General features: G+C 44.9%; 17 protein-coding genes and 2 pseudogenes. 2 read left to right on the forward strand and 17 right to left on the reverse strand.

All coding sequences use genetic code 11. The features are described from left to right. Nucleotides 1-2 precede the first annotated feature (2 nt). From EYS00_RS16665 to EYS00_RS16680, 4 genes are all read right to left on the reverse strand, one after another. Entirely contained in the window at nucleotides 3-4,157 is a 4,155-nt protein-coding gene (locus EYS00_RS16665) for an EAL domain-containing protein (protein WP_130638628.1), read from the reverse strand. A gap of 144 nt (nucleotides 4,158-4,301) precedes the next feature. Further along, nucleotides 4,302-5,672: a ribonuclease J gene (locus EYS00_RS16670; protein WP_130638630.1), complete on the reverse strand. Its 1,371-nt coding sequence runs from the start codon at nucleotides 5,670-5,672 to the stop codon at nucleotides 4,302-4,304. A 51-nt stretch (nucleotides 5,673-5,723) separates the two neighbouring features. After that, the gene (locus tag EYS00_RS16675) at nucleotides 5,724-6,074 is read right to left on the reverse strand and encodes a DUF2750 domain-containing protein (RefSeq protein WP_130638632.1); all 351 of its coding nucleotides are present in this window, start codon (nucleotides 6,072-6,074) and stop codon (nucleotides 5,724-5,726) included. A gap of 117 nt (nucleotides 6,075-6,191) precedes the next feature. Further along, complete coding sequence (locus tag EYS00_RS16680) at nucleotides 6,192-6,512, reverse strand: metalloregulator ArsR/SmtB family transcription factor (protein WP_130638708.1); 321 nt, start codon at nucleotides 6,510-6,512, stop codon at nucleotides 6,192-6,194. A gap of 167 nt (nucleotides 6,513-6,679) precedes the next feature. On the opposite strand from EYS00_RS16680, the gene EYS00_RS16685 reads away from it, so the two are divergent. Further along, a complete protein-coding gene (locus tag EYS00_RS16685; RefSeq protein WP_130638634.1) occupies nucleotides 6,680-7,027 on the forward strand; it encodes a rhodanese-like domain-containing protein in 348 nt (115 codons plus the stop codon). A gap of 17 nt (nucleotides 7,028-7,044) precedes the next feature. Here the strand turns inward: EYS00_RS16685 and yfbR are convergent, their stop codons facing one another. The 8 genes and pseudogenes from yfbR to EYS00_RS16725 all read right to left on the reverse strand — a co-directional run bounded on the left by yfbR (nucleotide 7,045) and on the right by EYS00_RS16725 (nucleotide 15,984). Then, entirely contained in the window at nucleotides 7,045-7,692 is a 648-nt protein-coding gene (yfbR, locus tag EYS00_RS16690) for a 5'-deoxynucleotidase (protein WP_130638636.1), read from the reverse strand. Between the two features lie 26 nt (nucleotides 7,693-7,718). Continuing rightward, nucleotides 7,719-7,934 (reverse strand): hypothetical protein, encoded by a 216-nt coding sequence (locus EYS00_RS16695; protein ID WP_130638638.1) that lies wholly within the window; start codon nucleotides 7,932-7,934, stop codon nucleotides 7,719-7,721. A gap of 4 nt (nucleotides 7,935-7,938) precedes the next feature. Next, complete coding sequence (locus tag EYS00_RS16700; protein WP_130638640.1) at nucleotides 7,939-10,767, reverse strand: DUF349 domain-containing protein; 2,829 nt, start codon at nucleotides 10,765-10,767, stop codon at nucleotides 7,939-7,941. Next, on the reverse strand, nucleotides 10,757-11,047 hold the full coding sequence (locus EYS00_RS16705; RefSeq protein WP_130638642.1) for a YeaC family protein: 291 nt from the start codon (nucleotides 11,045-11,047) through the stop codon (nucleotides 10,757-10,759). The genes EYS00_RS16700 and EYS00_RS16705 overlap by 11 nt, the downstream gene beginning before the upstream one ends. Further along, nucleotides 11,044-11,374: pseudogene (locus EYS00_RS16710) on the reverse strand (hypothetical protein). Before EYS00_RS16710 ends, EYS00_RS16705 begins: the two are co-directional and overlap by 4 nt. 165 nt (nucleotides 11,375-11,539) lie before the next feature. Beyond that, the gene (locus EYS00_RS16715; RefSeq protein WP_130638644.1) at nucleotides 11,540-13,198 is read right to left on the reverse strand and encodes a sodium:alanine symporter family protein; all 1,659 of its coding nucleotides are present in this window, start codon (nucleotides 13,196-13,198) and stop codon (nucleotides 11,540-11,542) included. A 63-nt stretch (nucleotides 13,199-13,261) separates the two neighbouring features. Beyond that, a complete protein-coding gene (locus EYS00_RS16720; RefSeq protein WP_130638646.1) occupies nucleotides 13,262-14,389 on the reverse strand; it encodes a M14-type cytosolic carboxypeptidase in 1,128 nt (375 codons plus the stop codon). A 149-nt stretch (nucleotides 14,390-14,538) separates the two neighbouring features. After that, entirely contained in the window at nucleotides 14,539-15,984 is a 1,446-nt protein-coding gene (locus EYS00_RS16725) for a glyceraldehyde-3-phosphate dehydrogenase (RefSeq protein ID WP_130638648.1), read from the reverse strand. Between the two features lie 103 nt (nucleotides 15,985-16,087). Here EYS00_RS16725 and EYS00_RS16730 point away from each other — a divergent pair, with 103 nt between their 5' ends. After that, complete coding sequence (locus tag EYS00_RS16730; protein ID WP_258313037.1) at nucleotides 16,088-16,996, forward strand: DUF2989 domain-containing protein; 909 nt, start codon at nucleotides 16,088-16,090, stop codon at nucleotides 16,994-16,996. Nucleotides 16,997-17,130: 134 nt separating this feature from the next. Here the strand turns inward: EYS00_RS16730 and msrB are convergent, their stop codons facing one another. The 5 genes and pseudogenes from msrB to malQ all read right to left on the reverse strand — a co-directional run bounded on the left by msrB (nucleotide 17,131) and on the right by malQ (nucleotide 25,977). Beyond that, the gene (gene msrB, locus EYS00_RS16735) at nucleotides 17,131-17,523 is read right to left on the reverse strand and encodes a peptide-methionine (R)-S-oxide reductase MsrB (RefSeq protein WP_130638650.1); all 393 of its coding nucleotides are present in this window, start codon (nucleotides 17,521-17,523) and stop codon (nucleotides 17,131-17,133) included. A gap of 75 nt (nucleotides 17,524-17,598) precedes the next feature. After that, complete coding sequence (gene gndA / locus EYS00_RS16740; protein ID WP_130638652.1) at nucleotides 17,599-19,152, reverse strand: NADP-dependent phosphogluconate dehydrogenase; 1,554 nt, start codon at nucleotides 19,150-19,152, stop codon at nucleotides 17,599-17,601. A 113-nt stretch (nucleotides 19,153-19,265) separates the two neighbouring features. Beyond that, nucleotides 19,266-21,351, reverse strand: a pseudogene (glgX, locus tag EYS00_RS16745) (glycogen debranching protein GlgX). Between the two features lie 7 nt (nucleotides 21,352-21,358). Continuing rightward, nucleotides 21,359-23,533 carry a 1,4-alpha-glucan branching protein GlgB gene (glgB, locus tag EYS00_RS16750; RefSeq protein ID WP_130638654.1) on the reverse strand — a complete coding sequence of 725 codons (2,175 nt, stop codon included), beginning with the start codon at nucleotides 23,531-23,533 and terminating at the stop codon, nucleotides 21,359-21,361. A gap of 248 nt (nucleotides 23,534-23,781) precedes the next feature. Next, nucleotides 23,782-25,977, reverse strand: a complete 2,196-nt coding sequence (gene malQ / locus EYS00_RS16755) for a 4-alpha-glucanotransferase (RefSeq protein WP_130638656.1) — start codon at nucleotides 25,975-25,977, stop codon at nucleotides 23,782-23,784. Nucleotides 25,978-25,993: the final 16 nt, after the last annotated feature.

Raw genomic sequence — 25,993 nt, forward strand, 5'->3', positions numbered from 1 at the left:
ATTCAAAGATGGTTGAGTAGATAAGTGCTCAGGTCGTCAGCTGCCGCTGGTTTTGCATAGAAATATCCTTGATGATACCGACAATTTTTTTCGAGTAGCGACTCTGCCTGCTCTGCGGTTTCAACCCCTTCTGCAACACAGCGCATGCCAAGGTTGGCCGCTAGTGCGATGGTGGTATCTACAAGCGCGCTATCGGCTGATTTTTTGGTCATATCAAAGATAAAACTCTTATCAATCTTCAACACCGACAGTGGATAGCGTTTTAGGTAGCTCAACGAGGAGTATCCCGTACCAAAATCATCAAGTGCGAGGATAAAACCAGCATCAACCAGTCTCTGTATCTGCTGACGGCTCATATCACTATCGTCCATTAACACGCCTTCGGTTATTTCAAATCGAAAGGCTTGTTTGGGTAAACCATAAGATGCGAGTAGCTCAGCAACGAAATCTATATCAAATTCAGATTTAAAATGGAGCGCGGAGAGATTAATGGCAACAAACCCGTTAAAACCAGATTCATACCATTTGGCGAGATCAGCAGCCGCATCTTGCATTGCTAGTCTAGTGACATCAACAATATAACGAAGTTGCTCTAATACCGGAATGAACGCGTCAGGATAGAGAGGATCATCATCTATTTTACATCGTAGGAGTAATTCAACACCGACGACTTTTCCGGTTATCGCGTCAACTATGGGTTGATAGTGATTAAAGAAGCAGGATTCAAGATATCCTCTTTTAACTAGGTTCTCGACCAAGAGTCGTTGTCTGGCTTTCTCATTCATATCAGACGTGAAGTACGCAAACCCGTTTAATGCATCTTTCTTAGCGCTATACATCGCCACGTCGGCACGCTTAATTAGCTCTGCTGGCTCCACTGCATCGTCAGGGTAAAAGGCCACACCTACACTACAGGACACCCTCAACATCTCACTGGCAAGGGCAATGGGAGTTTCAACCGCATCGATAATTTGCGAAACAAAGGAACTGAGGTCATTTTCGTGTGAGACTTCTTCAATCACAATAACAAATTCGTCACCACCTAACCGCGCTACCGTGCCTTTATCCGCGACTAAATTGCGCATTCTGTTGGCAACAACGCGAAGCAACTTGTCACCGTAGTCGTGTCCTAAAGAGTCATTGATCCCTTTAAACCTATCGAGGTCGATAAACATCACTGCGACACGACTCTCGTGATGACGGCTATTGGCAATGGCATGCTCTAATCTGTCTAACAACAAACTGCGATTAACTAGCCCCGTAAGATTGTCGTAGTTCGCCATTTTTAACAGTTTACGTTCTGCGCTTTTCTGTTCGGAAATGTCCGAAATCACCAGTAAAAAGTGCGATGATACTGATTCTTGTCCCATCGCGGTAACTGCGATGAGCGTATCGTATTGCCTACCCTCAGGACTCTCGATAATCGCTTCCTCACGCCAAAACTCTCCGGGCTTCATGTCCTCCAGTTTTCCTACCAATTGGCGACTCAAATGTACCGAGCGTCTGTAGATTTGTTCCATTTGGGCAGGTAACGATTGCTTGCTGTCAATGCCAAATACCATTTCGAAAGCTGGATTGGCGGCAACAGGCTCCCTTTGCTCATTGAAGATAACTACCCAATCTCTTGTTTGCTTGAACGCTTCACTGAACAATGCAGCTTCTTGTCGAGCATTTTGCAATCTAAATAACTGCTTTTTCCGCGAGAGTAATATGGCCACTAATAAGGCCAGAAGCATGGCTCCGTATATGCCGTAAGCCAGCGGTGAACGCCATGGCGCATGAGGCATCACAATACGGATTTCTGCCGGCAATACGCTGAACTCTAAGCTGCCGGGCGTAGGCGTCACAGTAAAAGTGTACTCTCCAGGTTCTACGTTCGTAATGGTAAGTTGACTGTCTCGAGTCACACCTTCGCTGATGACTTGGTTTCCTTTTTGAAAACGGAAATGATATTTTACGTTACCCGCGCTACTCATTGTCATTGCTGAGTAATCCACGGTAAAACTGTTTTCGCGGTGGGAGAGAGTAATCTCCATGTCATGCAAATTCGTGAACGGCAAGCCGAGTTCCTGATCGCCGGATGTAACACCCGTAATTGCCGACTGAAACGACAAAAGACTGCCAGATCTGTCCATGGCTCTGAGTGTTTCAGGAGAAAATACTACTACCCCAGAGGTTGAACCGTATGCCAATTCTCCCCCAGCTAGCTGCGCCACTGCGCCTTCGTTAAACTCGGAGACAGGAAGCTCTCTGCCGTAGATAAAATTATAGACTTGCCCCGACACGGGTGAATATTGGTGTAATCCATTGTGAGAACTAAACCATATGTTACCTTGGTCATCTTTTTTTAGACCGTAAACTATATTGGATAACAATAAGTTATCTTCACTGAGATGGTATAGAGGTTCAAACGTATCCGCATCCAACCCGAAAAGTCCGTAACCAGTAAACGCCAACCACAACACTCGATTATCGTCAATTACCCAGGATGAAACTGACTGCAGGTTCGAACGCTGCTCTTCTGAAAACAAGTAGACGAGCTCAGACTCAAAGGTTTCTGGATCGAAAAGCCACAAGCCACTCATCATAGAGAGAAACATTTTACCATCGTGATAGGTCGACTCACCCAAGAAACCAACAGAGAAACTCACATCGAAAATTTCTTCGTCTAACGGCAGGACTTCAACGGTTTGTGTCTGGGGGGAATAGCGATAAAACTCACTACCGATGAAATAAAGTCTATCAGCACTGTCGATATTCATCCCTGAGTTCCACGCATCAAAAACGTGGTTGTCACCCTCTGATAACTGGGGACGGGTAATCTCCCCTGTCTCCGGATCAAAAATGCGAATACCATAGTAACTTTGAAGAAAAAGCTGCCCGTTACTCTGGGGAATAATACGTTGAATCGCCGCGGAGCCCGGCTCAAACAGCTCGCTATCACTAAACAGGTACTGTTCGGTCGATTTAGTTTCAAAATAGTATTTGTTCAGACCATTTTCTGTGCCAATCCACAAGCTATCCTCATCAGTTTGTGCCAGCGACCAAATGACACCATCACTAAGTAGCTTATTATCACCGAACCGTGTGTTCTGTATGGTCTCGATTTCTGCGCTTTTTACCCCAAAATAGAGTGCACCGCCATATATAGAGCCCAGCCATAAGTTACCTGTTTTATCAGTAGCAAGCGTGCGAATACGTTTATTAGACAACTCGCTCCTACCGTTGTGAGGCTCTAATACGTGCTCACTCTGCCACCCATCACCGTCGTAAGTTAGGCTATATAACCCTTTGTTTGTTCCCAACCAAAACGACGAGTCACCCGCCGTTTCCATGGTCCACACATTGCGCATTGGCATATGGGCGGTAAACCGTGAGGACGAGCTTCCTTCTAGTTGAGAGCGCAGGTCAGAGAGTGTCGTACGATACACGCCACTGACAGTGCCAATCCAAAATCCCTCATTGTCATCCCGAAAAAGTAATTTTGCATTCTGGTTATCAATATCCGGCTCAACTCCATTGAGATAGTCAAGGGTCTGCACAGAAGATGCTGGGTCTTGTAGTCGTTTGTAAAATACACCCGCTGAGGTCGCAATAATTAAAACGTCGTCTAATACATGCACGGCTCTAACACCATGCTCCTCAGCGACTAACGATTGCTCAAGGTAGAACACAGTATCCAGTTGCGACGTTACCGTGTTGTAGCGCACAACTTGTTCAGATAATGCTAAATAGAGCGTATGTTCGTTGTGCCAGAAGAAATCTTCTGCATTTTGTATCCAATCACTCTGTTGTGCATACGGCAGTGCAACCACTTGTTCGGTTTGATTAGTTTTGAAGTCGAGACGATATACACCGCCAGAAAATGTACTGATCCACAGCGCTTTGCCCTGCTCAATCGATAGCCTGTCAATAGAAAGGTTAATGAAGAGGTCATCTGGGCCACGAATCAACTGGGTTTTGGTACCATCCCATCTAACCACACCACCTTCAGTAGCAATCCAGACGAAACCCTCGTCATCAATTTGAATATGATTAACCACATCTTGGGGTAGGCCGTTTTTGGTAGACAATGATTGGAAAACAGGGTTGGCGAGTTTAGGTGCGGCACTAACTCCGAAAGAAAAAAATGGGAGAAAACAAAAAAGCCAAACCATCCTTTGCACAGCAACGCATCTCTCTAATGTTGTTATTATTCTTACCGAAGTGTAACAGAACGACTCCTTGTATTACACGTAAGAATATGTCGACTGGACTGACTTTTGCCTCCTACCAAACGTTATTGAAGCAAAGTTGCTCCCCTAGTTTTGTTGAATAGGTATTCGTCCGGTAGATACCTGCTGGCGTCTAATACTTGGTTGTGGCGCCAATCGGTATAGATCGCCGTTTTGTCCTACATAGTGCTTTTTGACTCCGCATGCTTTCGCAATTTCAGCGTGAGCAGTTAAATGGGCTTTTTCTCCGTGTACAGGAATAGCGATTTCAGGCTGAACCCACTGATACATCAGCTTTAACTCCTCTTCACATGGATGGCCGCTGGCATGAATAGGCAAGGGACTTTGCTCGCTGTGTAACACGCTAACGCCCTTTGCCGCCAATGCACGGTTGACCTTGTTAACTGCGGTTTCGTTACCGGGAATCACAATAGACGAATAAATCACCACATCGCCTTTAGTAAGCTCTACTTGGTGATGGGTATCAGCCGCCATTCGAGCCAACGCAGCTCTGGGTTCACCTTGACTTCCTGTTACCACCATCATGACTTCTTCGGGTGGCAGATACCCCAAGTGTCCAGGCTCTACAATAGTTAAATCATCGGGCCAGAGATTACGATACTTCGCAATAGCATACATGTTTAGGAGTGAGCGACCGAAAAGGCCCAAATAACGTCCGGTTTTTTGCGCTACCTTCGCCAGTGAAATGAGTCTTGCTACATTACTCGCAAAACAAGTAACAACAACTCGCCCGTTGATTGGCTTAATCGTATTCAACAGGCCATCGAAGCAGTTTCTCTCCGATAAAGAAAAACCAGGTTTATTCGCGTTTGTCGAGTCGCCGATAAGAGCAAGAATATCTTCACTAGCCAATCGACGAAAGGCACTGTGATCGAAAGGCTTTCCAGTAACGGGCTGAGCATCAATTTTCCAGTCTGCTGTATGCAGCACACTTCCCACCGGGGTATCAATCCTTATGGCATAAGGTTCTGGTATTGAGTGTGTAATCTCTAACCACTGGAGGGTAAACGGTCCAAGAGTTTGAATACTTCCGCCTTGTACTTCCACAATGGGAACTTTGTTGGCATTTTTCGAGCGAGATAACTTGCGTCGAAGCACTTCAGCAGTAAAAGGTGTTGTATAAACTGGACACTTAAATCGCTCCCACAAATAAGGCAAAGCGCCTATGTGGTCTTCGTGAGCATGGGTAATGACAATTCCCACTAAATGTTCTTTTTGGTCGGCAATGAACGTTGGATCGGGTGCAACAACAGAATGCAGAGCTTTTACATTCTCTCCCCCATTGCGATAAGAAGGAACTAGGGGTTCATCGAATGAAATTCCACAATCTATCATCAGCCACTTTCCGTCATGACCATATAAATTGAGGTTCATCCCTATTTCGCCGGTGCCCCCTAGCGGGAGAAACCATAAATCATCACTACTGGGGATTAGCAAACTACCGTGTCTCCTTATTGCACAATGCGCAGCCTTCCTTAGCTGGCAAAATTAGGACTTGCTGATATATTCGACGAAAGCTTCTGGTGGGATCACTTCGCCCTCTTCCGCTGGAACCGGGCACACCATAACCATTAGCCCATCTTTTTCCATTCCAGGAATCCATTTCTGCATAAAATCTTGCAAAGTAATCGCCATAGGTTCGCAATCAGACCAGTCCTCAGTTGCCCATAGTTTAGCTAAGTCATCACTTGGCCAAACAGGTACACCGTCCTCATCATCAGTCGTTAACATCACGCAACCGTGTTCATCAGTAAGGATCCATACTTGCTCATTGGCGTTAAACAGTGAGAAAGATGCTTCCAAGCGTTCGAAGGCCGATTTTTCTATGAGATTATTCATATCACCACTTACAGGTTTGTGTCGCATTCACAGTTGCAAATACGAAGGGTAAAGATATCGAAATTTTACGCGAGTAAAGTGCTTTTATCTATGTGTACAAACGTTAAGTTAAGCGAACTACTCTGTAGGTGCACAAAAGAACTGATACAACAGATTGATCGTTTGTTTAACTCGTTCGTCAGCGAGGCGGTAACATATGACCTGCCCTTCTCTTCGCGTTGCTACAAGTCCAGACTCTCGAAGTAATGCTAAATGTTGAGACATCACTGGCTGAGAAACATCCACTCTATCCAAAAGCGCGGACACTGAAAGTTCCTCATTGAGTAACGAACATAAAATCATCAGACGAGTTTTATTGGCGAGTTGCTTTAGGTACTGCTCCGCGTCAGTGGCATGTTTAAGCATTTCTTCAGCATTTCGACGCTCTGAGACAGACATCAACACTAAATTCTCCGTATTGTGAAGTTATTCTTAACAAGCGCAAAGTATACCGCTACTGCCGAGAATGTCGACTAGACGAAAATATACCTTCGCTAATTTTGCAATACATTAAATATTAGAATAAGCTAATATTAATACAAGTCAACTAGAGTGGAAATAACACCATGCCTAAGACAATTGCTGAACGTTTAGCGAGTATTCCTTTCGATATCGAAAAAATCACGGCACAAGAAGCACATCAACTCATCGGGACAGACAATGGTTTACTCATTGATGTACGAGAGCCACAAGAAGTTGCCGTCGCTCCTGTTCCTGCGGCAATCAATATTCCTAGAGGTATTCTGGAAATGAAAATAATCGCGATGGAAGGTGACGACAATAGACCTATTTATCTCCACTGTGCTTCAGCAGTAAGAGCGACGCTTTGCGCAGAGCAACTCCGAAACATGGGATACACAAACGTGAAAGTTATTACCTGCGAAGTGAAACAGATTGCTAACGCTTTTGCGTAAATTCGTCAAAAAACAATTTATTCTGTATCTAAATGCAAGGTGTTGGCGCGTTCAACCCAATCTAAATCCTTGGTTTGTTCGTCTAGTGTGCCTTTGGCATCCTCTAGGAACACCTTGCAAAAATACTCCACAGCCTCGAATCTTTCTCGGTACTGACGTAATTGCACTTCCATTTCCTGCATAGCATTGGCAAATTCAGAATTAGATTTAGACAACTCGTTCTCGCATTTCAGATAAGCGCATAGTACGTCGGCAGCCTTTGCTAAGCGCACGTGAATGTCATCTTTGTCTTGCTCAATGAGTGGCTGATACCTGCTCTGTAATGCATTAGGCAAGGTCTGGATGAGCATTGCTTCGAACCGACGCTCCAACTTTTTGATCGCCGATGTTGTCTCTGGATCGTGGTATTTTACAGGGCTTGGAATATCGCTCATCCCTGCTATTTCACTGCCTTCGTGAAACAATGCCATGGTGGCCACTCTGTCAGGATTAACGTCTTGTCCGCAGACATCTTTAGCAATAGCACCGAGCATATGTGCCACGACAGCCGCTTCGTAGATATGTGTCGACAACATTTCTTCTTGAAACTGGGCCATCAGTGGCCAACGTTTAACATTACGCGCTCGTTGCATTAGTCCAATGAACGCTGAGTGAGTATTCGCCATCCCTTGTGTTTCCTCGTAGTGTTACGTTAAACCTCTTCTCCACCCAAGTCTCTCGCTAAATCGTCAAGCTGAGACAGGGTGGTATCAAAAGCATCTAATGCTACCCGATAAGAAACGAGTACATGGTGATCTGAACGCCCAAACTTCACTTTCAGCGCATCGGCGTCGAAATGCTTTACCGTATTGAGAAATTTGTAGGCATGCATTTCACTGTCAAAACTAAATTCGACTTGATTGTCCATGCACCTACTCCACAATCTCAGGATTCGCAGCCAGTACTTGCTCAATACGCTCTAGCAAACCTTCCTCGGCCTTACTAACAGCGCCGTGAGCAAGCCACTTTTCAAACAGTAAATCAGCAGTAGCAATCTCGCCTCGTTCTAACTTGGCAGTCATCATGCTTAGCTGAACATCAGTTCTGAGCGTACTATCTTCACTCGGCGTTGGCAGATCCACAGCTGCTTCAAGAGCAACCGTCAACCAATGGCGACTTTGATTACTTTCAACGTCGCCATCAATCGCATTCAACCATCGGCGTCCCAATGCTTCAGAAATATCATCACTCACGACGCCATCGGTTCCTGCTCTCAATAATGTGATTAATGCATTAGTTCGTTCGTGTAGGCGTTTATGCGAGCGCTCTTGCTGCATTGTGTCGATTGCCCTATGGACCCCGGATACTTCGGATTGCACTTTACCCTTAAGCACTTTTGGTAGTGAATATGCTTGTTCCTGAATATCATTTAGCGCGCTTGAAATGACCGAAATTTCCGACTGTCCAACCTCACTCAACTGAGCTTTTACTTCAATGACTTTATTTAACAACGTATTTAACAAGGCTTCATTTTCATTGTGTTGAGCATTTTTGACAGCGTGCAGTTCACCGAAGATTTTATCATTAGCTTCTTTAAAAGCGCTCCACAATTGGGATTCATCTCGTCTCCCAGCATGTCCCACAAGTTTCCATGCCTTTTGCAGTTGCTGCGCATTTTCTGCGGCAGCTTGAACATCATCGCTGCCAACGAGCTCATTCGCTTTTGCAATCAGTGCTAACTTCTGACTCTTGTTATCTTGATACCAACCATCGACCTTTTGTTGAAGTGGCTTAAAAGCGTTTTGCCAAGCCGCTTTGACTTCATGATACTTCGACTTGTCTACATGACCTGCGTTGAACCATTTTTGTTTCAATACGTCGAGTTCTTTAGCCAGTTTTTGCATTGGTATATCCGAGGGAAGTGTCGACAACGACGTTACCAACTGACGACGAGCCTCCAACGCAGCATTTCGCTCCTGTTCTTGCTTGGCATAAAACATACGACACGGAGCGAATGCTTTTTCTAACGCATCATCAAAGGCCTTGTCTAGTGCCGTGGTATCCTCGCTAGAACTCTCGCCTAACTGCATCCACTGCTTTCTTAGTCTACGAATATGGGCAGCACGAGCATCAATTTTTTCGACCGTTTCCTGTGCGAGTATACGAGCCTCTTCAAGCAATGCAGGTTTCTTATCTGAAACTAAGAAGGCTTGCCATCCTGACACTTTTTCTATGCTCTCTTTGATCGATGCAAAGCGTTTACTCACTCTATCTTGTGCACCTTTAGGCAATTCAGAATAGCCGGTTTCGAGGTCGCTGAATTTTGAGAGCGCGCCACGGTATTTCCCTTGCTCAATGAGCGTTTCAACCACATTGATGAGCTTTCGGCATTGTTTTAACTGACTACTGAGCGCTTTAGACTTGGCGTCCATGTGCGCTTTAAACAGACCAGTAACCTCTCGCCATTGTTCATTAATTGCGGCCGGAATTAGCTCAAGCGATGTTGCATGGTTTTTCCATTGCGATTTAATGTCGTCGAAAGCACTGAGTAGTACTGAGGTATCTGTAGCTTCTGATCCACTTTCGGCATCAATAGCCATTGTGAAACGTTGTGCAAGCAACTTAGCCTCTTCAACAATTGAGACCAATTTTTGTGCATATTGCTGCTGCATAGAGAAAGCATCAAGCTTTTTCACTAGGTCACTTAAAGAGCGATGCACAGCAGAAATACCATTCTTTTCGCCTTGATGCTTCTCTAGTTCTGTCAGCGTCGCCTCTACACTTCGCACTGCTTCGTTAACGCCCGCAACGTCTGCAAGTGTGGCTTCTACCAATCGACTACTGTACAACCAATGCACTTGCTTTACGGCATGCTCATGCTGCTGATGGCACAGCGCAACTAATTCGGTTAAACGTTCTTGTGCCTGCTTTGCTTCCCACTCGGGTAGGATACGCTCTAAGTGACGTTCTATCTGCCCATCTATACGTTCAAACTTTTCAACTAATGCATCGCGCTCTGCATCGTCAAAGCAATTAAAACTTTGTGCAAGCGTGTTGTACTCACTCACGAGAGCGGCGCGGCTCGATTTTACAAGACCAACATCAACCTTATCTAATAAGGCTTGATATTTAGACAAGCACAAAGTCACGTCTTTTCGCACTGAAATAGGTTTTTGAGCAAGTAATTTAAGGTCATCTAGCCTATCTACAATGCTAGCGTGCACATCAGACTTACGGGATTTTTTCTCAAGTTTCTGTAAAAATGAGGCGTCTTGGGTGCTTTGTATAATATGGTGTTGCAGGGATTCACTACCGTTCAAAAAAGCGTATTGTGTAAAATTCGGCTTGTCGAATTTTTCAATAAGCTTTTGCATCAACCCGTCATTTGCACGTAGTTGTGAATCATGCTCAATAATACTCTGAACCAATTCCATATTGGCTGATTCAGCGACAAATGCCTCTTTTTCTTTTACCGACAGCGACGTGTCTGACATGCCCAGCAGCGTATCTCTAACTTGCTTCTCAGCGCTCTTTTTAACAACGGGGCACTTCGCCGTTTGTGCCATTTTCTGCCAAAGTGCAAAGGAATTAAGTTTTTGTAAAGCGGCGATTGAGACCTTGCTGTCATCATCATTAAATGCCAGCTCGTGAAGAAAAGTTTTTTCATTCGCCTTTTCAGGGTTAAGTTCATCAATGGCGAGCAATCGCTTTTGAGGGTCTTTGCTTGTGTGCGAAGGGGCAAAAAAACGCCTAAATATCATCCTGTTTAAACCGTGCTATTGTATTGTTGTCTGATGGCGCCTTGATATCGCGCTTAAAATCTTGCTTGCTTTTATGAACAATTTCACCGGCTTCATTGATGGTCATATGTTCAGTTGAATGAGCTATCTTAGCCTGATACAACATTACGGCTTGCATACTACTTTCTTTCTGGTCCTCAGAGAGAGGGGTACCATCTGGCCACTTTCCCGTTTCAACCGCTTCACGCAAGCGGTCGTACACTTCGGGAGTCATAGCATTTACCATTACATCTATATTCATGATTTGAATCGCTTTATCATTACTACGCGAGCACGGTTAACCAGATACCAAACAAACCCACATATACTTGCAAGTATCGCCAGGTTGTGTTGTAAGTCTCCGGGCTGCGCACCGCCCCAATACATAAAACCGAATCCAGCAACGAAAATCAGCATAGCGATCAACGACTGGTTTTGAATGCTCTGCAGTTTGTTAAACTTCTGCAACTTTTGCTTTCTTTCGATGTCTTCTGCTGTTGCATCACCTAGTTTGAAACCACAGTGCGGACACTCTGTCGCTTTATCTGAGGGTTTTTTTATTGCATGCTGGGCAATCGATGAGCGCCATAAAATGCTCCTGAATCAATCTATTGTCATAACCGGGCAGCAATGGCTTAGACAATCAAAGCCCACGTAATACGTGGGCTAGTTTGTATACTTTGATGCGTGGACTTTTTAAACTGCTACCGCTAAAGCCACACCCATCAATTCGGTTAAGTACGAGGTCAACTGATTACTTAGTGACGCGATCCCAATACTCGTTTACCGTTTCTTTCATTTCTTTGGCGAGCAGCATGATGCCGAACAAGTTAGGCAATGTCATCACTACAATAGCCACCGCAGATAACGCCCACACTAAGGTAGTATCTGAGAATGACGCCCAAACAAATCCCGCTACATAGATGACGCGATAAGGCATTACTGAACGGGGCCCTAAAAGATACGTCATGGCGCGGTCACCGTAGTAAGACCAAGCAATAGCAGTAGAGAACGCGAACAACAAAAGCCCAATAGACACAATATACTGCCCGAAATCGCCGAAGAAACCACGAGTAAAGGCTATGGTTGTCAAGGTTGCAGAATGAACCAGCGACTTACCGCTCACTACTAGGTTTTCTTTTATTGGCTTACCATCTTCGATGGTTAACGTACCTGTGAACAAGTCTTCACTACCTACAGAATAGGTCACGTCTTCAGCAACAGAGCGAGAGTTTAGTAATGTATAACCGTCACTGACTGCTGTACCGTTTACCACTGAAATTGTGCCGTTAAAAGCAGATACGTCGTTACCTTCGATTTCGTTTAGATAACCGTACAGTTTATTCACATCCGCTTGGTCGCTATCATCATAATGTCCCTCAACAAACAACATATCAGAGCGATCGAATACATTTTCGTGCTTTTCCTTCCAAACACCAGAAGAAAGAATCACTAAACCTGTAATCGTACAAATGATAATGGTATCAATGAAAGGCTCGAGCAGTGACACCATCCCTTCTGAGGCTGGCTCCTTGGTTTTTGCTGCAGCGTGGGCAATAGGCGCTGAACCTTGACCCGCTTCATTCGAGAATAAACCACGGTTTACACCACGATTAAAGGCATAGGCTAAAGAGGCACCTAGGAATCCACCGGCTGCGGCAGAACCGGTAAATGCATCGCTGATAACCGCAGCAAATGAGGGGCCTATGTTTTCAATATTGGCAAAAATAACTGCCAAAGCGCCAATCAAGTAGACGACTGCCATCACTGGAACAACTCGGGCTGTGAAAGCTGCAATACGTTGAATACCACCTAGAATAACCAACGCAAGAAAAATACCTAGAACGCTACCAACAATCCATGGCTCAAAACCAAAGGTTGCTTCAATACTTTGTGCAATACCGTTACTTTGAGGCAAATTACCCGTGCCGAAAGAACTAATAACAGTGGCAATAGCAAATGCAACTGCCAACCATTTCATGTTTAGACGACGGTCCATATAATACATGGGGCCACCAGCCATAGTGCCGTCTTCCGTTTTCACGCGATATTTGTGTGAAAGCGTAACCTCAACGAATTTGGTTGTCATACCAAGAAAGGCAGTTGCCCACATCCAGAATAGCGCTGCTGGGCCACCAAGGAATATCGCAAATGCCACACCACTAATGTTACCAGTTCCCACAGTACCAGACAGTGCCGTTGTCAATGCTCTAAAGTGAGTAGTGTCGCCAGGATCACTCTCTTTGTCGTACTTACCAGTTACTACCTGCCACGCATGTTTGAAAAAGCGGATCTGAGGAAACTTAAGATAGATGGTAAAGAAAAAACCTACCCCCAGCAGAACAAACGGAAACCAACCCGCTCCCCCTAACAAGCCATCAAGCATGACTAAAAAACTATATAACCCTTCCAAGGTATCTACCCCTATGTAATTGTTGTTATGTTGTCGTTGTGGTTCACAATCGTTGTGAACTTCTTATCCTAATTGGTTTATCACAGCGTTTACAGCAATAAGTATATCTTCACCTAATTGGCGGCTACGTTGTACTGACCATCCAAACTGTATGTCAGGTAAATCGGCGTTATCTTTAAAAGGCATTTCAACCGTATACGACAGACAATTAAAGCGTTCACCCACTGCATTTGCCGCAACCGTCAGATTACCCTCGCCCGGCGCGTCTTTGTCGTAACCATACACGTCTTGAAATTCTGGCGTCGCTGCCATTAGCGCGGTTTTGAAAGTGTCTTCCAGTTGCTTAATGTCATCTGAGTAGCTTGGGTTTCCCTCACACCCAGCGACGAAATTATAAGGTAACGCCTCATCACCGTGTAAGTCTAGGTACATATCTACACCAATCGCTTTCATTGCGTCTAGTACACATAGAACTTCTGGGCTTTTTTCTGCACTTGGTGTCGCCCACTCGCGATTTAGGTTAGTGCCCACTGCGTTGGTACGTAAATGGCCTCGTGCACTGCCGTCTGGATTCATGTTAGGCACAACATAAAAAACCGCATTATCGAGAAGTTTGCGAGCTAAACCATCTTGTTCATCCAGCAAACGGTAAATAATTCCTTCTGCGCACCACTCAGCCATTGTTTCACCAGGGTGTTGACGTGCAGTGACCCATATTTTTTTCTTCTCTGGTGACGGCTCGCCGATAATCAACATAGACATATCTCGTCCGTCCAACGTCAAGCCCAGAAATTGATGTTCACAGTGCAATGCCATTTGCGCATCATGAATAAGATCCAAGTGTCTTTCATAGCTATAAGGAATGAAATAAGCGAAAAATACACTCGGCTGCTCTAAGGTGAGAGAAAACTGTAACTTGTCTCCATCGAACGTTGTTGGAACGCGGAACCACGTTTGTCTGTCATACGATGCGAGAACATTGTAGTTCTCCCAACCAGCTGGGTACGCTGACTTTGCTAAGTCAGAAATAGTGATTGAATGAGTGATAAACACTTCACCAACCAGTCGAAAGTGAAACCATTGAGCAAACTCTGATTGGTTGTCTTTTGGAATAGTGAGTTGAATATCATCAGGTGATTTTGCATTAACAATATTAATGCTTCCACTGTCGAATTGACTTGAGATGTGCATGGTCTGTCGCCGTCGTAATTATTTGTGCGGTAATTTAGCATAGACCTGATTCATAATGCCATGTGAACCCGTATTCATAAGGGGACTAATGCAAAAAACCGACCTCGATGGGTCGGTTTTTGTACAGCAAAATATTTACACTCTCATCGCTACACTGGCAGTGATGGGATATGAAGCCCTGCCATATCAGCCACAACACGCATTACCTGGCAGCTGTAACCAAATTCATTGTCGTACCACACGTACAAAGTTAAACGTTTGTCAGCGGCAATTGTCGCTTGAGAGTCAATTACAGACGCTGCTCTTGAACCCACTAAGTCAGTAGATACTATTTCTTTACTCGCCGTGTAATCTATCTGATGTTGTAACGATGAAAACAATGCAGTGTCTCGTAAGAATTCATTCACTGAGACCTTATCCACCGATTCTTTTAGGTTTAAGTTTAATATTGCCAAAGATACATTCGGTGTGGGAACTCGAATTGCGTTTCCGGTCAGTTTTCCAGCCAAAACAGGAAAGGCTTTTGCTACCGCCTTCGCCGCACCTGTCTCCGTGATTACCATATTTAACGGTGCGCTTCTTCCTCTGCGATCACCCTTGTGATAATTGTCAATGAGGTTCTGGTCATTGGTAAATGAGTGAACCGTTTCTACGTGACCATTTTCAATGCCGTATTCTTCCTCCAACGCCTTAAGCACTGGAGTGATGGCGTTGGTGGTACAACTTGCCGCTGACAGAATAGTATCGTCAGCAGTCACGTCCTGATGATTTACACCATGAACGATGTTCTTGATATCCCCTTTGCCCGGAGCAGTAAGCATTGCTTTCGCAGCACCTTTTGCTTTGAGGTGGAGACCAAGACCATCACGGTCACGCCAGATACCTGTATTATCAACAATAATGGCATTTTGAATACCATATTGAGTGTAATCCACTTCGTCTGGGCTATTGGCATAAATTACTTGGATGAATGAACCGTTCGCCTTAAGCGCATTGCGCTCATGGTCAACAGTGATACTCCCATTGAAAGGTCCATGTACTGAATCGCGGCGTAACAAGCTTGCGCGTTTTTCTAAGTCACCATCTCGTCCACCTCTGACAACGATAGCGCGAAGACGAAGTTTGTTGTTTTGGCCCTGACGCTCAATCAACAAGCGCGCCAATAGACGACCTATGCGCCCAAAACCATAAAGAACAACATCTTGAGGTGCTTGCTCGTCAGCTTTTCCAGCCACGGCGTCTAGCTTCTCAGTCAAAAACGCGTTGAGGTCTTCTTTATCTACTGCTGCACCGTAGTTAAAATCGAAGGCCAACTTACCGATATCGATTTGTGCAGGAGCCAATGACATCTCGCTTAACGCTTTAACAATAGGAAAACTTTCTCTTAAACGAAGTTTGATACCTTCGTGCAAACGCACTTTGCGATGCGCTTTAATCACATCAATTGCACTAGCATTTAACAGCGAACGACCATACACTGAAATCTCTACCGAATTATTGCGATAGAGTTTACCGATAAGTGGCAACATCATTTCTGCATATTCTTGGCGTTCTTGCCAACTACTTTGTAATTCCTGTTCAAATTGTTGATTCATGTTTCTGCCTTTTATCGACGAAAATTTACGATAGTTGACACGTCAGTACATTATAATTTTAGGGTACACTAGGTGAGTATCTGGCGTGATGGCCACCATAGTAATGAAACAAGCAGGGAACACCAAATTGTTGATAAGTTTCAAAAATACAATAAAAACAATAAAAAACACGGCAATATTCAGTAATATTCCAACATTTTCAAAATACCTTAGTCTAGCCGTAGTTATTTCTCTTAGCTTAAGTGGATGCAGCGATATGTTTAAACCAACGATTGCTGAAATATGTGAAACCCACAGTGAGTTTTGCTTAGATTTGAATCTTGACGCTCGATGTAGGTACGATCGCGCAGACATTATTCGTTTGAGGTACGAGCACAAAGATGACCCATCCGATGCCTATAAATACCCTCTTATGCTCGCATTTGAGGAGTATTTAGTATGTGTGGAAGAAGCACAACACATCGAGCACATCAAAAGGCGTGGTAAAGAGGCAACTCGGCTCAAGGGCGTTTTAACTGCCCAGCAGGAGCTATCACGGTTAGCGAGAGAAACCAAAACCTCACCCGACCCTTACCTTTCTTACTATCACTGGTCTCGATTTAATGATAGAGATGCACTCTCTCGGTTTGAGTCCTATGCTCAACGCAGAAATATTGATGATCCAAACTTGCTGGTAATTCTGGCATCACTGCAGATCAAGTATGACAACGCGTTAACAACGCAAACTCTTTATCGTGCCCTATCCATCTATAAAGACAGCAGTGACATCGACGTCTCAATTTTTCATTCTTTGGTGTCTATTGCCTTAGACGATGATAAATTTCAAATGGCTTATGTATGGCTTTCCGTCGCTGAAAGCTTTGATGACAAAATTCCTTCACTAGAACGAGAACTCCTCGGTGAGGCCCACGGGTTGCCCACCGACATTCTCGATGATGTAGCTGACGATATTGTATGGGCGTTAAGACGGGAAGAATTTGACGCAAATGCGTTACGCTTGAATCGCTTGTAATTTTGAAACTCAATTACAAAATATAAAAGCACTAAACAACAAAAACCGCGTGAAAACGCGGTTTTTTTCCATGAATTTTCGACAGCAATTCACGTTTAGTCTATTTTTTAACCACATGTAAGTGTAGCGCCGAACTAGCCTTTAATTTCAACACCATCACCCTTAAACGTTAGCGAAACGGAATTCACACAGTAACGTTGACCTGTTGGCTCAGGTCCATCAGGAAAAACATGTCCCAAGTGAGCATCACAGCTATTACAGAAAATTTCTATTCTGTGCATACCATGGGTATGGTCTTCGCGATAACCCACATTATCACTGTGCTGTTTAAAAAAAGAGGGCCAACCGCAACCTGCGTCGAATTTCGACTCCGAGGGAAATAAATCAGCACCGCAACACTTACAAATGTACATTCCGTCACGGGATTCATTGAGTAACACGCCAGTAAATGGACGCTCTGTGCCTGACTGTCTGCACACTCGATACTCTTCTGGCGACAGAACTTCAGACCAATCAGTTTGTGTCATACCTTACTCCATAAAAAAACGGTGCACTCAAAGAGTACACCTTTTCTATACGATGTATCACCAACAATCAGTTCATTACTTCTTGATCGTGGTCTGTGGGCGTGCAGGATCGCTCCACTCCATGTGGTATTTTTTGCCAGCTGGCTTATCTACACGTTGATAAGTGTGTGCACCAAAATAGTCTCTCTGCCCTTGCAGTAAGTTTGCTGGCAATACAGCAGTACGATAGGAATCGTAATAGCTCAACGCCGACATCATTGCAGGACAAGGAACCCCTGCAATGGTTGCCTGCGCAATAGATTGGCGCCAATCTGCCTGATATTGAGTGATTTGCTCTGCGAAATAGGGATCGAGTAGAAGATTCGGTAATTCTTCGTTGTTTTCATATGCCTGTGAAATAGACTGCAAGAAAACTGCACGAATTATACAACCAGCTCGCCAAATCTTAGCAATCTCACCGAACTCTAACTCCCAGCCGTGCTCTTTTGCGGCCATCGCCATTAATTGGAAACCTTGCGCATAAGCACAAATTTTCGAGCAATATAGGGCTTGTTCCAGTTGGTTCACAATTACGGTAGTTTCTTCTGCGGTGTATGTTGTTGCCGACGGACCTGTGAGTACTTCACTCGCTGCAACACGCTCGCTTTTCAAACTTGAGATGCTACGTGCGAAAACTGCTGACGTGATAGTTTGTGCGGGGCTTCCTACTTCCAGTGCACTTACTGCTGTCCATAAACCGGTGCCTTTTTGGCCCGCGCGGTCCAGAATAACATCGACTAACGGCGCATCAGTTTCTGGATCTGCTTGATCGAGTACTTCTGCACTGATTTCCATTAGATAGCTATTAAGTTTACCTTCATTCCAGCGGCGGAATACCGCGGCAATGTCAGAGGGTGTCATATTCAACGCTTGACGCATAACATGGTACGCTTCGCAAATAAGCTGCATATCCGCATATTCAATACCATTGTGTACCATTTTGACGTAATGGCCTGCACCCACAGGGCCAATGTAGGTAGCACAAGGTTCACCGTCTTTTACGGGCTTGCCTGGTGTATTACTTTCAATCGGCTTACCAGTCTGCGGGTCTACTTTTGCTGAAATCGATTTTAAGATGGGTTCTATACGCGTCCAAGCATAGGGGTTACCGGATGGCATTAAGGAAGGGCCAAAACGCGCGCCTACTTCTCCACCAGATACTGCAGTAGAGAAAAAGATAAACTTACCTTTGTACTTTTCTTCACGTGCAACAGAATCGGTCCACAGGCTATTACCCGTATCAACAACAATATCGTCAGCTTGAATACCCGCATCAATGAGGTGATGACAAACGTGATCGACTGGGTCACCGGCAGGAACAGACAAAATGATGCAATGTGGTGTTTTCAGTTTGCTGAGTAATTCAGTATAAGAACTACAACCTTCGACGCGAGGTGCGCTACCTTCTTCACGCTCACTGGCATCTTTCGCCAAAATTGACTCAACTTTTTGCTGATCTAAGTCGAAACAAGCAACACGGTAACCATGGTCGACTAGGTTCATGGTTAAGTTATTCCCCATTACCCCCAGACCAATAAAACCAATATCACATTCGGCTTCAGAATTCAGTTTACCACCATCATTTTGCATAGGTTTGCCCTCACTTTTCAGATGGGAGCGCATCATACCAGCTGCACGGATAAAGAACAGCTTACACGCACCAAAACTTTACGGTATGCCTATTTTGCGCTCAGAGGTAAAGTTTAACGCTCGTATTCACTATAACTGAACAAGGTGAGCGACTTACCAGCTTGCAAAAACACCTGCTGAATACAAATTTTAGGCTGCTCACTTAAAGATGGATAACGGGTGTCCAATTGTAAAGTCCAGCCGCCAAAAGGTGAGAGTCTTGGAAGATTAAACCTTAAGTCATTATCAGAGGCATTAACACATAAAAACCAATGTTCTGGATGATGGGTGTTTTTTACCGAGCCGCGAATCTCTATGCCAAACGCTTGATTGTGACGAGCTTGCCAATCTTCAGAGGCTTTGCCAGTGCCATCCGGCTTGTACCAATTTATTTGACTGACGTTTTTAGAAAGATGAAAACCGTCGTCCTCCAGCTGCAATTCCTTAAGCAAGGTGGAGTTTTTTCGCAAATGGACCACATATTGACAGAATTCCAAGAAATCCTGCTTTCGTTTATTCATTTCCCAATCATACCAACTGATCGGATTATCCTGACAATAGGCGTTATTATTGCCCTGCTGGGTACGGCTGAGTTCATCTCCCCCTAATATATGTGGCGTCCCCTGAGAGAACAATAGAGTCGCAAACAAGTTACGCTTTTGACGTTCACGCAGTGCGAGAATTTTTTATTGGTCGTCTCACCTTCAACGCCATAATTTGCCGACAGGTTATGACCATGACCATCGCGATTATCTTCAAGGTTCGCGAGATTATGACGTTGCTCATAGCTCACCATATCGTGTAGCGTGAAGCCATCGTGATAAGTGACATTATTGACCGATGTTGAGATATGACGTACACCCTTGTGGAAAATATCCCTAGACCCCATCAAGCGCGTTGCGAACTCACCTGCCAGTCCCTCGTCACCACGCCAAAACGCTCGTGTAGTATCGCGGTATTTATCGTTAACCTCTAACCATGGCGAGGGGAAATTCCCCACTTGATAGCCTCCAGGACCAATGTCCCAAGGCTCTGCGAGTAACACCACATTTTGCAATACAGGATCTTGGTTGATTGCGCGGATAAGACCAGAGTATTTGTTGTATTCTTGGGGCTCACGACCTAAACACACAGCCAAATCAAATCTAAAACCGTCTATACCTATCACTGATACCCAAAAACGCATAGCGTCTAATATCAGCCCCATCATAAAGGGGTTAGCAGTATTTATAGTGTTGCCACAGCCACTGTGGTTGTCGAAGACCAACTTACCTTCAATATTCTGGCTGTATAAATAAGCTTGAAACGGACAAAATCCTTTAAACGACAGTACCGGCCCCCCTTTCCACTTTCTGCGGTGTGATTAAAGACAACATCAACAATCACCTCCAGTCCAGCGTCGTGGTAGGCTTGAACCATTTGCTTAACTTCGGCAATCGCATCAACATTGGCATAACGAGGCTCAGGGGCAAAAAAGTTGATGGGGTTGTATCCCCAATAGTTAGTTAGCCCTTTTTCGGTAATGTATGGCTCTGGCATAAACGAGCACAAAGGCATGAATTGAACAGTGGTAATACCAAGGGACGTTAAGTGCGATAGTACCGCAGGATGACAGGCTCCTAAGAACTTACCTCTATCGGCTTTAGGTACGTCGGGATGGCTTTTAGTCAGCCCTTTTACGTGGGCCTCATAAATAATCCTTTCGCTTGGTTTCAGTTTGGGTTTATTAACCGACTTACTTGCGTAACTCGTTGGCTCAACGATGACCCCCTTGGGGACCATAAACTGAGAGTCTTTTTTATATTGCCTTGCATCCCAGTGGACCGCACGGCTGAGTTTTTTAGCATAAGGGTCGATGAGTAGCTTGTCTGAGGAAGCCGCATGCAGTGAATTGTATGCCCTCTCAACTCGATAGCCATACAAATACCCCTCGGTGAGATTCGAAACGAATCCGTGCCATACATCACCTGTGCGTTCAGGTAATGCAACTTCCGAAAGCATTTCTTCGGTATCGGATTGAAAAAGGCAAAGTACTACGGCGATGGCTTCTGGTGCATAAACTGCAAAATTACAGCCGCCATCAACCAGAGTAGCCCCCAGTGGATGGGGGCTACCTTGTGTAATTAAGTCACAATCAAAAGTATGAACGCGTGTATCCAATGTGTTGCTAGTCCGTTACGTAAAAAACTGTGGCCAAAGGTGGTATGGTTAATTGTACGGAAAACGGCTGATTATTCCACGGACAAACCTCAGCATTTAGTCGAGGTTGTACATCAAAATCACTCCCCCAATATACACTATTATCCGTATTCAATATCAGTTTGAGTTGGCGATCATCTTCAACGCCAATTCTGAAATGCTCTCTGGGAATTGGCGTAAAATTGGTCACTACGTAAATTCGCTGAGACCCTGTTTGTGAGCGCCTTACGAAAGACACTACACTCTGATCGGCATTTTCGTGGTCTAACCACATGAAGCCTTTGTGATTGTGGTCATTGTCATAGAGCGCAGGAAATGCTTTATACATATGATTTAGGTCACGATAGAGCGCCTGCATCCCTTTGTGTTTGGGGTACTCGAGCAAATCCCAGTCGAGCTGACCGTCGTGATTCCACTCTCGACTTTGCCCTAATTCGTTCCCCATAAAATTGAGCTTCTTACCGGGATGCCCATACATAAAGGCAGCATAAGACCGTTGATTAGCAGCTTGCTGCCATTCGTCACCGGGCATCTTGCCTATGAGGCTACCTTTGCCATGTACAACTTCATCGTGAGAAATAGGGAGTACAAAGCTTTCATCATAGGCGTAAACCATACTGAAAGTAATATCACCGTGGTGATAGCGTCTGTACGCCGGATCTTTAGAGATGTAATGCAACGAATCGTGCATCCAACCCATATTCCATTTAAATCCGAAACCCAAGCCGCCTTCAAAAACAGGGCGAGACACCTTGGGAAACGAGGTGGATTCTTCGGCAATTGTCATTGCATCAGGAAAATGTTTGTATACCTCTTCATTGCACCACCTCAACAGACTGATGGCTTCGTAGTTCTCATTTCCGCCATCAACGTTGGGGATCCACTCTCCATCGTTGCGAGAGTAATCAAGGTAAAGCATTGATGCTACCGCATCTACTCTTAGCCCATCAATATGGAACTTATCTAGCCAGAACAAGGCATTAGCAACTAAGAACTGACGCACGGTATCTTTACCAAAGTCGTAAATGCACGAATTCCAATCTGGGTGCCACCCCTTTCTTGGATCTTCGTACTCATAAACGCATGAACCATCAAAGCGTGCTAACCCGTGACCATCCTCTGGGAAATGTGCAGGCACCCAATCAATAATCACTCCGATACCGGCTTGGTGACATTGATCAACAAAGCACTTAAATTCGTCTGGATCGCCGAATCGACTGGTAGGAGAAAACATTCCAACGGGTTGATAGCCCCACGACCCATCAAAAGGAAACTCCGATACTGGCATGAGCTCAATGTGGGTGTACCCCATGTCTTTTACATAGGGAATTAGTGTCGCTGCCAGTGATTTATATGACAAATAGCGATTTTCATTCTCTTCGTCAGGTCGTTTCCATGACCCCAAGTGAACTTCATAAATACTCATGGGATTTTCGTATTTATCTTGCTTGCGAGCCTCCATCCAATCACTGTCGTTCCACTGATAAGTGTTGTGGTTATACACCAATGATGCATGGGATGGATATTGCTCCGCACTAAAACCAATAGGATCCGATTTATGTGGTAATGCGTTGCCTGCACCATCTTTTACTTGGTATTTGTAACGCTGCCCCTCTCCTAATTCAGGAACGAAAAGTACCCAGAAGCCCATTGATGTTTTTTCCATCGGGTGCAAGCGGCCATCCCAACCATTAAAATCACCGATTACAGAAACCGCTGAGGCATTTGGTGCATATACGCTAAAGCGTGTTCCATCTACATTTTGATTGTCTCTCTCCACCGAGGTGAGCTGCGCACCGGCTTGGTGGTATAGATTCATTGGCTCATGGTCAATGAAGTGAACCGCATGAAACGCTTCTTCTTTAAATTGATATGGGTCGGTGTAACTGAAGGTCTTTTCTGCGGTAATAACCTCAAGGGTGTACAGCGAACTCTCAGGAAAATCAGTAAATTCCGCGGTGAATAGTCCTGAGCTAGTATCCAATGATAGTTCTGAAGACGGAGTAGAAGAATTTGGCCAACTTACGTGGATTTTAACGGCGTCAGGGTGCCAAGCGCGTAGTGTCGTGATTTGTTTATTTTTTTCAGGCCCGAGAAGGGAAAATGGCGCTGCACAGCTTGCCTGTGCCAATGTTTGCTTCATCTGCTACTCCTTAGTGATCCCCCGCAACGTTGCAGGTGGTTGTGCATGGCACTAATAACAATCGCACCGCACAAAAAGCTGACGAACATTCAGCTCGTCAGTAGTAATACTTAAGTTATCTCACTTAGCAAAGGTTTTAAACGTATTCATTACAATGATTGGCGAAAATTCCTTGATAGTGTGTTTATCCGGAATGATGCACGACAAACCGAAAGGTTTGTCGTGCCACTGCCATTCGCTTAAAAACGTTATTTGCTCGCGTTGTTTCGTGCTTGCGTCAATTGGCCTGCCAGGGACTGAATATCACCATTGTCAAAAATTGATTCAATATTCTGTGTGAGCTTTCTACGCCAGTTCGGATATTCATTAAACGTACCAGGTATATTCACTGGCTTGTCCATTTGCAACCAATCTTCTAACTGTAAACTCAATAGCGCGCTAGAACCACCTGCCATATGTACCTGCATCCCGTAGTTAAGCGGCTGTGTCATCCCAGTAACATTGACGTCGTGGCCTACATCACCACTCACCGAGTTATGCCCATGGAGGGTATCGAGAATAGCCTGTTTATTCTTGTGACGGTCTGCATATAGCGTTTGAAGAATCTCTTCTGTTGGATACAAACCCAGCTCTTTCCCAAGTTCTAAGTCAAGGCAGTGCCAGAAACCGATTAAGGTAGGCATGTCATGGGTCGTCAGCGTAGACATAGATTGAATTGGATAATGAGAAGGTGAGAAAAATCCACCATCTTCCGCTTGCTCAAAGAAGAATACACGATAGGAGTACACGCCGTTGTCGGCAAGCTTTACGCGAATTTCATCAGGCACGGTGCCTAAGTCTTCACCAATGACTAAACTCTTGTTGCGGTGACTCTCTAGCGCCAAAATACCAAGTAGGTCGTCTACTGGATAATAAAGGTACCCACCGTCTTTGGCATCGTCACCTTTAACTACCCACCACAAGCGAAGCAATGCCATTACGTGGTCAATACGCAGCGAACCAGAAGACGCCATATTCGCAGCAAAAAGATCGATAATCGGTTGATACCCCTGTTGATATAACTTATGAGGATCCATTGGCGGCAGTCCCCAATTTTGACCAAGAGGGCCAAGAATATCAGGTGGAGCACCTACACTAGCGTCTGTGCAGTACAAATCCTTATTACCCCAGATTTCAGCGCTACCCTCGCTTACCCCAACCGCTAGGTCGCGGTAGAGTCCGATGGTCATACCCGCATCTTGCGCCGCCTGGTTTGCCGCCTCTAGTTGTTCTGCAGCTATCCATTGCATAAACAAGTAAAACTTAACGTCAGTAAGGTTAGCCTTTTTGAACTTCTCAACAGCAGGGTTGTGGTAGTCTTTATATTCATCAGGGAAGACAGGCCATCCCCAACATTCCTTACCTTCCTTTTGCAAATGAGACTGAAGTGCATCATACACTGCCAACATATCAAGGCTGGTCCCACCTTCTGCCACAAACGCTTTGAACGCTTTGTTCTGTTTGGTGTTCTTTTTAAGGTACTTGTTGTTATATACGTCAAAAACTGCTCTTAACAACGCTAACTTTAAGCGTGTAACGCCTTCGTAATCTACATGTTCAACTTGACGAACATGAGCGAGTTGTTGTTGAAAATCTTCCCGATTGAGTATCGCCTGTACATCATCGTGTTCAAACCCTTCTATTACAGAAGGGTCGATATAAAGATAGTTCAACCAGCGACGAGAGGACGGACCATAAGGCGAGCAAGCATTTGGATTAGCAGGGTATAATGCGTGGATGGGGTTAAGACCGATGAAGTCTGCTCCCACACTAGCGGCATAACCTACAAGTTTTCTGAGGTCGCTAAAATCACCAATACCCCAGTTGGACTCGCTGCGGATACAATACAACTGGACGCTCAAACCCCATACTTTTTTACCTTCCGCAACAGGCTCAGGGGTGTAACAGGCTTTTGGTGCAACAATTAAACGCACTGACGCTAGTACATCGCTATCAGCACGAAGTTCCATCGTGTGATAGCCAAGAGGTAGCTCTGCATTTATGGTTAGTTGATACTCGTGAAACTCCACATCGTCGATATGAGCGGATGCCGATAGTTCACCGTCAGTAGGAATTACTTTGAATTCAGATACTTCGCCAGACTCTTCAGTAATAACTAGAACGTGAGTGTCATTAACCAATTCAATCGGCAAACGCACGGGTACGACAAGTAACTCTCCCGAACGAATCACCTGTACAGGGTTCAAGGGCGATAACCACACCGATTGAATGTCTTCAGAGATCTGTCGTTGGATTTCTGTTTCATTGGTTGTGTTGTAGCCCAATACATTGAGCAGTTTTTCCTGACTCTCTTGAGCGATTGTTGCTGGGTTACCCCATGCATCAACGAAGTGAGTCTCGATCCCGCGCATCTCAACCAATTGTTGCAGAAGTTGTTGTGTCATCGTGAGTGATTCCTGT

The sequence above is a fragment of the Alteromonas sp. KUL49 genome, assembly GCF_006538345.1.
Taxonomy (GTDB): Bacteria; Pseudomonadota; Gammaproteobacteria; order Enterobacterales; family Alteromonadaceae; genus Alteromonas.

Bases quoted from the DNA above. Each gene is read 5' to 3' on its own strand.
- EYS00_RS16665 (WP_130638628.1), bottom strand. From the start codon at position 4,157: ATGGTTTGGCTTTTTTGTTTTCTCCCATTTTTTTCTTTCGGAGTTAGT.
- EYS00_RS16675 (WP_130638632.1), bottom strand. From the start codon at position 6,074: ATGAATAATCTCATAGAAAAATCGGCCTTCGAACGCTTGGAAGCATCT.
- EYS00_RS16680 (WP_130638708.1), bottom strand. From the start codon at position 6,512: ATGTCTGTCTCAGAGCGTCGAAATGCTGAAGAAATGCTTAAACATGCC.
- EYS00_RS16685 (WP_130638634.1), top strand. From the start codon at position 6,680: ATGCCTAAGACAATTGCTGAACGTTTAGCGAGTATTCCTTTCGATATC.
- yfbR (WP_130638636.1), bottom strand. From the start codon at position 7,692: ATGGCGAATACTCACTCAGCGTTCATTGGACTAATGCAACGAGCGCGT.
- EYS00_RS16695 (WP_130638638.1), bottom strand. From the start codon at position 7,934: ATGGACAATCAAGTCGAATTTAGTTTTGACAGTGAAATGCATGCCTAC.
- EYS00_RS16700 (WP_130638640.1), bottom strand. From the start codon at position 10,767: ATGATATTTAGGCGTTTTTTTGCCCCTTCGCACACAAGCAAAGACCCT.
- EYS00_RS16705 (WP_130638642.1), bottom strand. From the start codon at position 11,047: ATGAATATAGATGTAATGGTAAATGCTATGACTCCCGAAGTGTACGAC.
- EYS00_RS16720 (WP_130638646.1), bottom strand. From the start codon at position 14,389: ATGCACATCTCAAGTCAATTCGACAGTGGAAGCATTAATATTGTTAAT.
- EYS00_RS16725 (WP_130638648.1), bottom strand. From the start codon at position 15,984: ATGAATCAACAATTTGAACAGGAATTACAAAGTAGTTGGCAAGAACGC.
- EYS00_RS16730 (WP_258313037.1), top strand. From the start codon at position 16,088: ATGAAACAAGCAGGGAACACCAAATTGTTGATAAGTTTCAAAAATACA.
- msrB (WP_130638650.1), bottom strand. From the start codon at position 17,523: ATGACACAAACTGATTGGTCTGAAGTTCTGTCGCCAGAAGAGTATCGA.
- gndA (WP_130638652.1), bottom strand. From the start codon at position 19,152: ATGCAAAATGATGGTGGTAAACTGAATTCTGAAGCCGAATGTGATATT.
- glgB (WP_130638654.1), bottom strand. From the start codon at position 23,533: ATGAAGCAAACATTGGCACAGGCAAGCTGTGCAGCGCCATTTTCCCTT.
- malQ (WP_130638656.1), bottom strand. From the start codon at position 25,977: ATGACACAACAACTTCTGCAACAATTGGTTGAGATGCGCGGGATCGAG.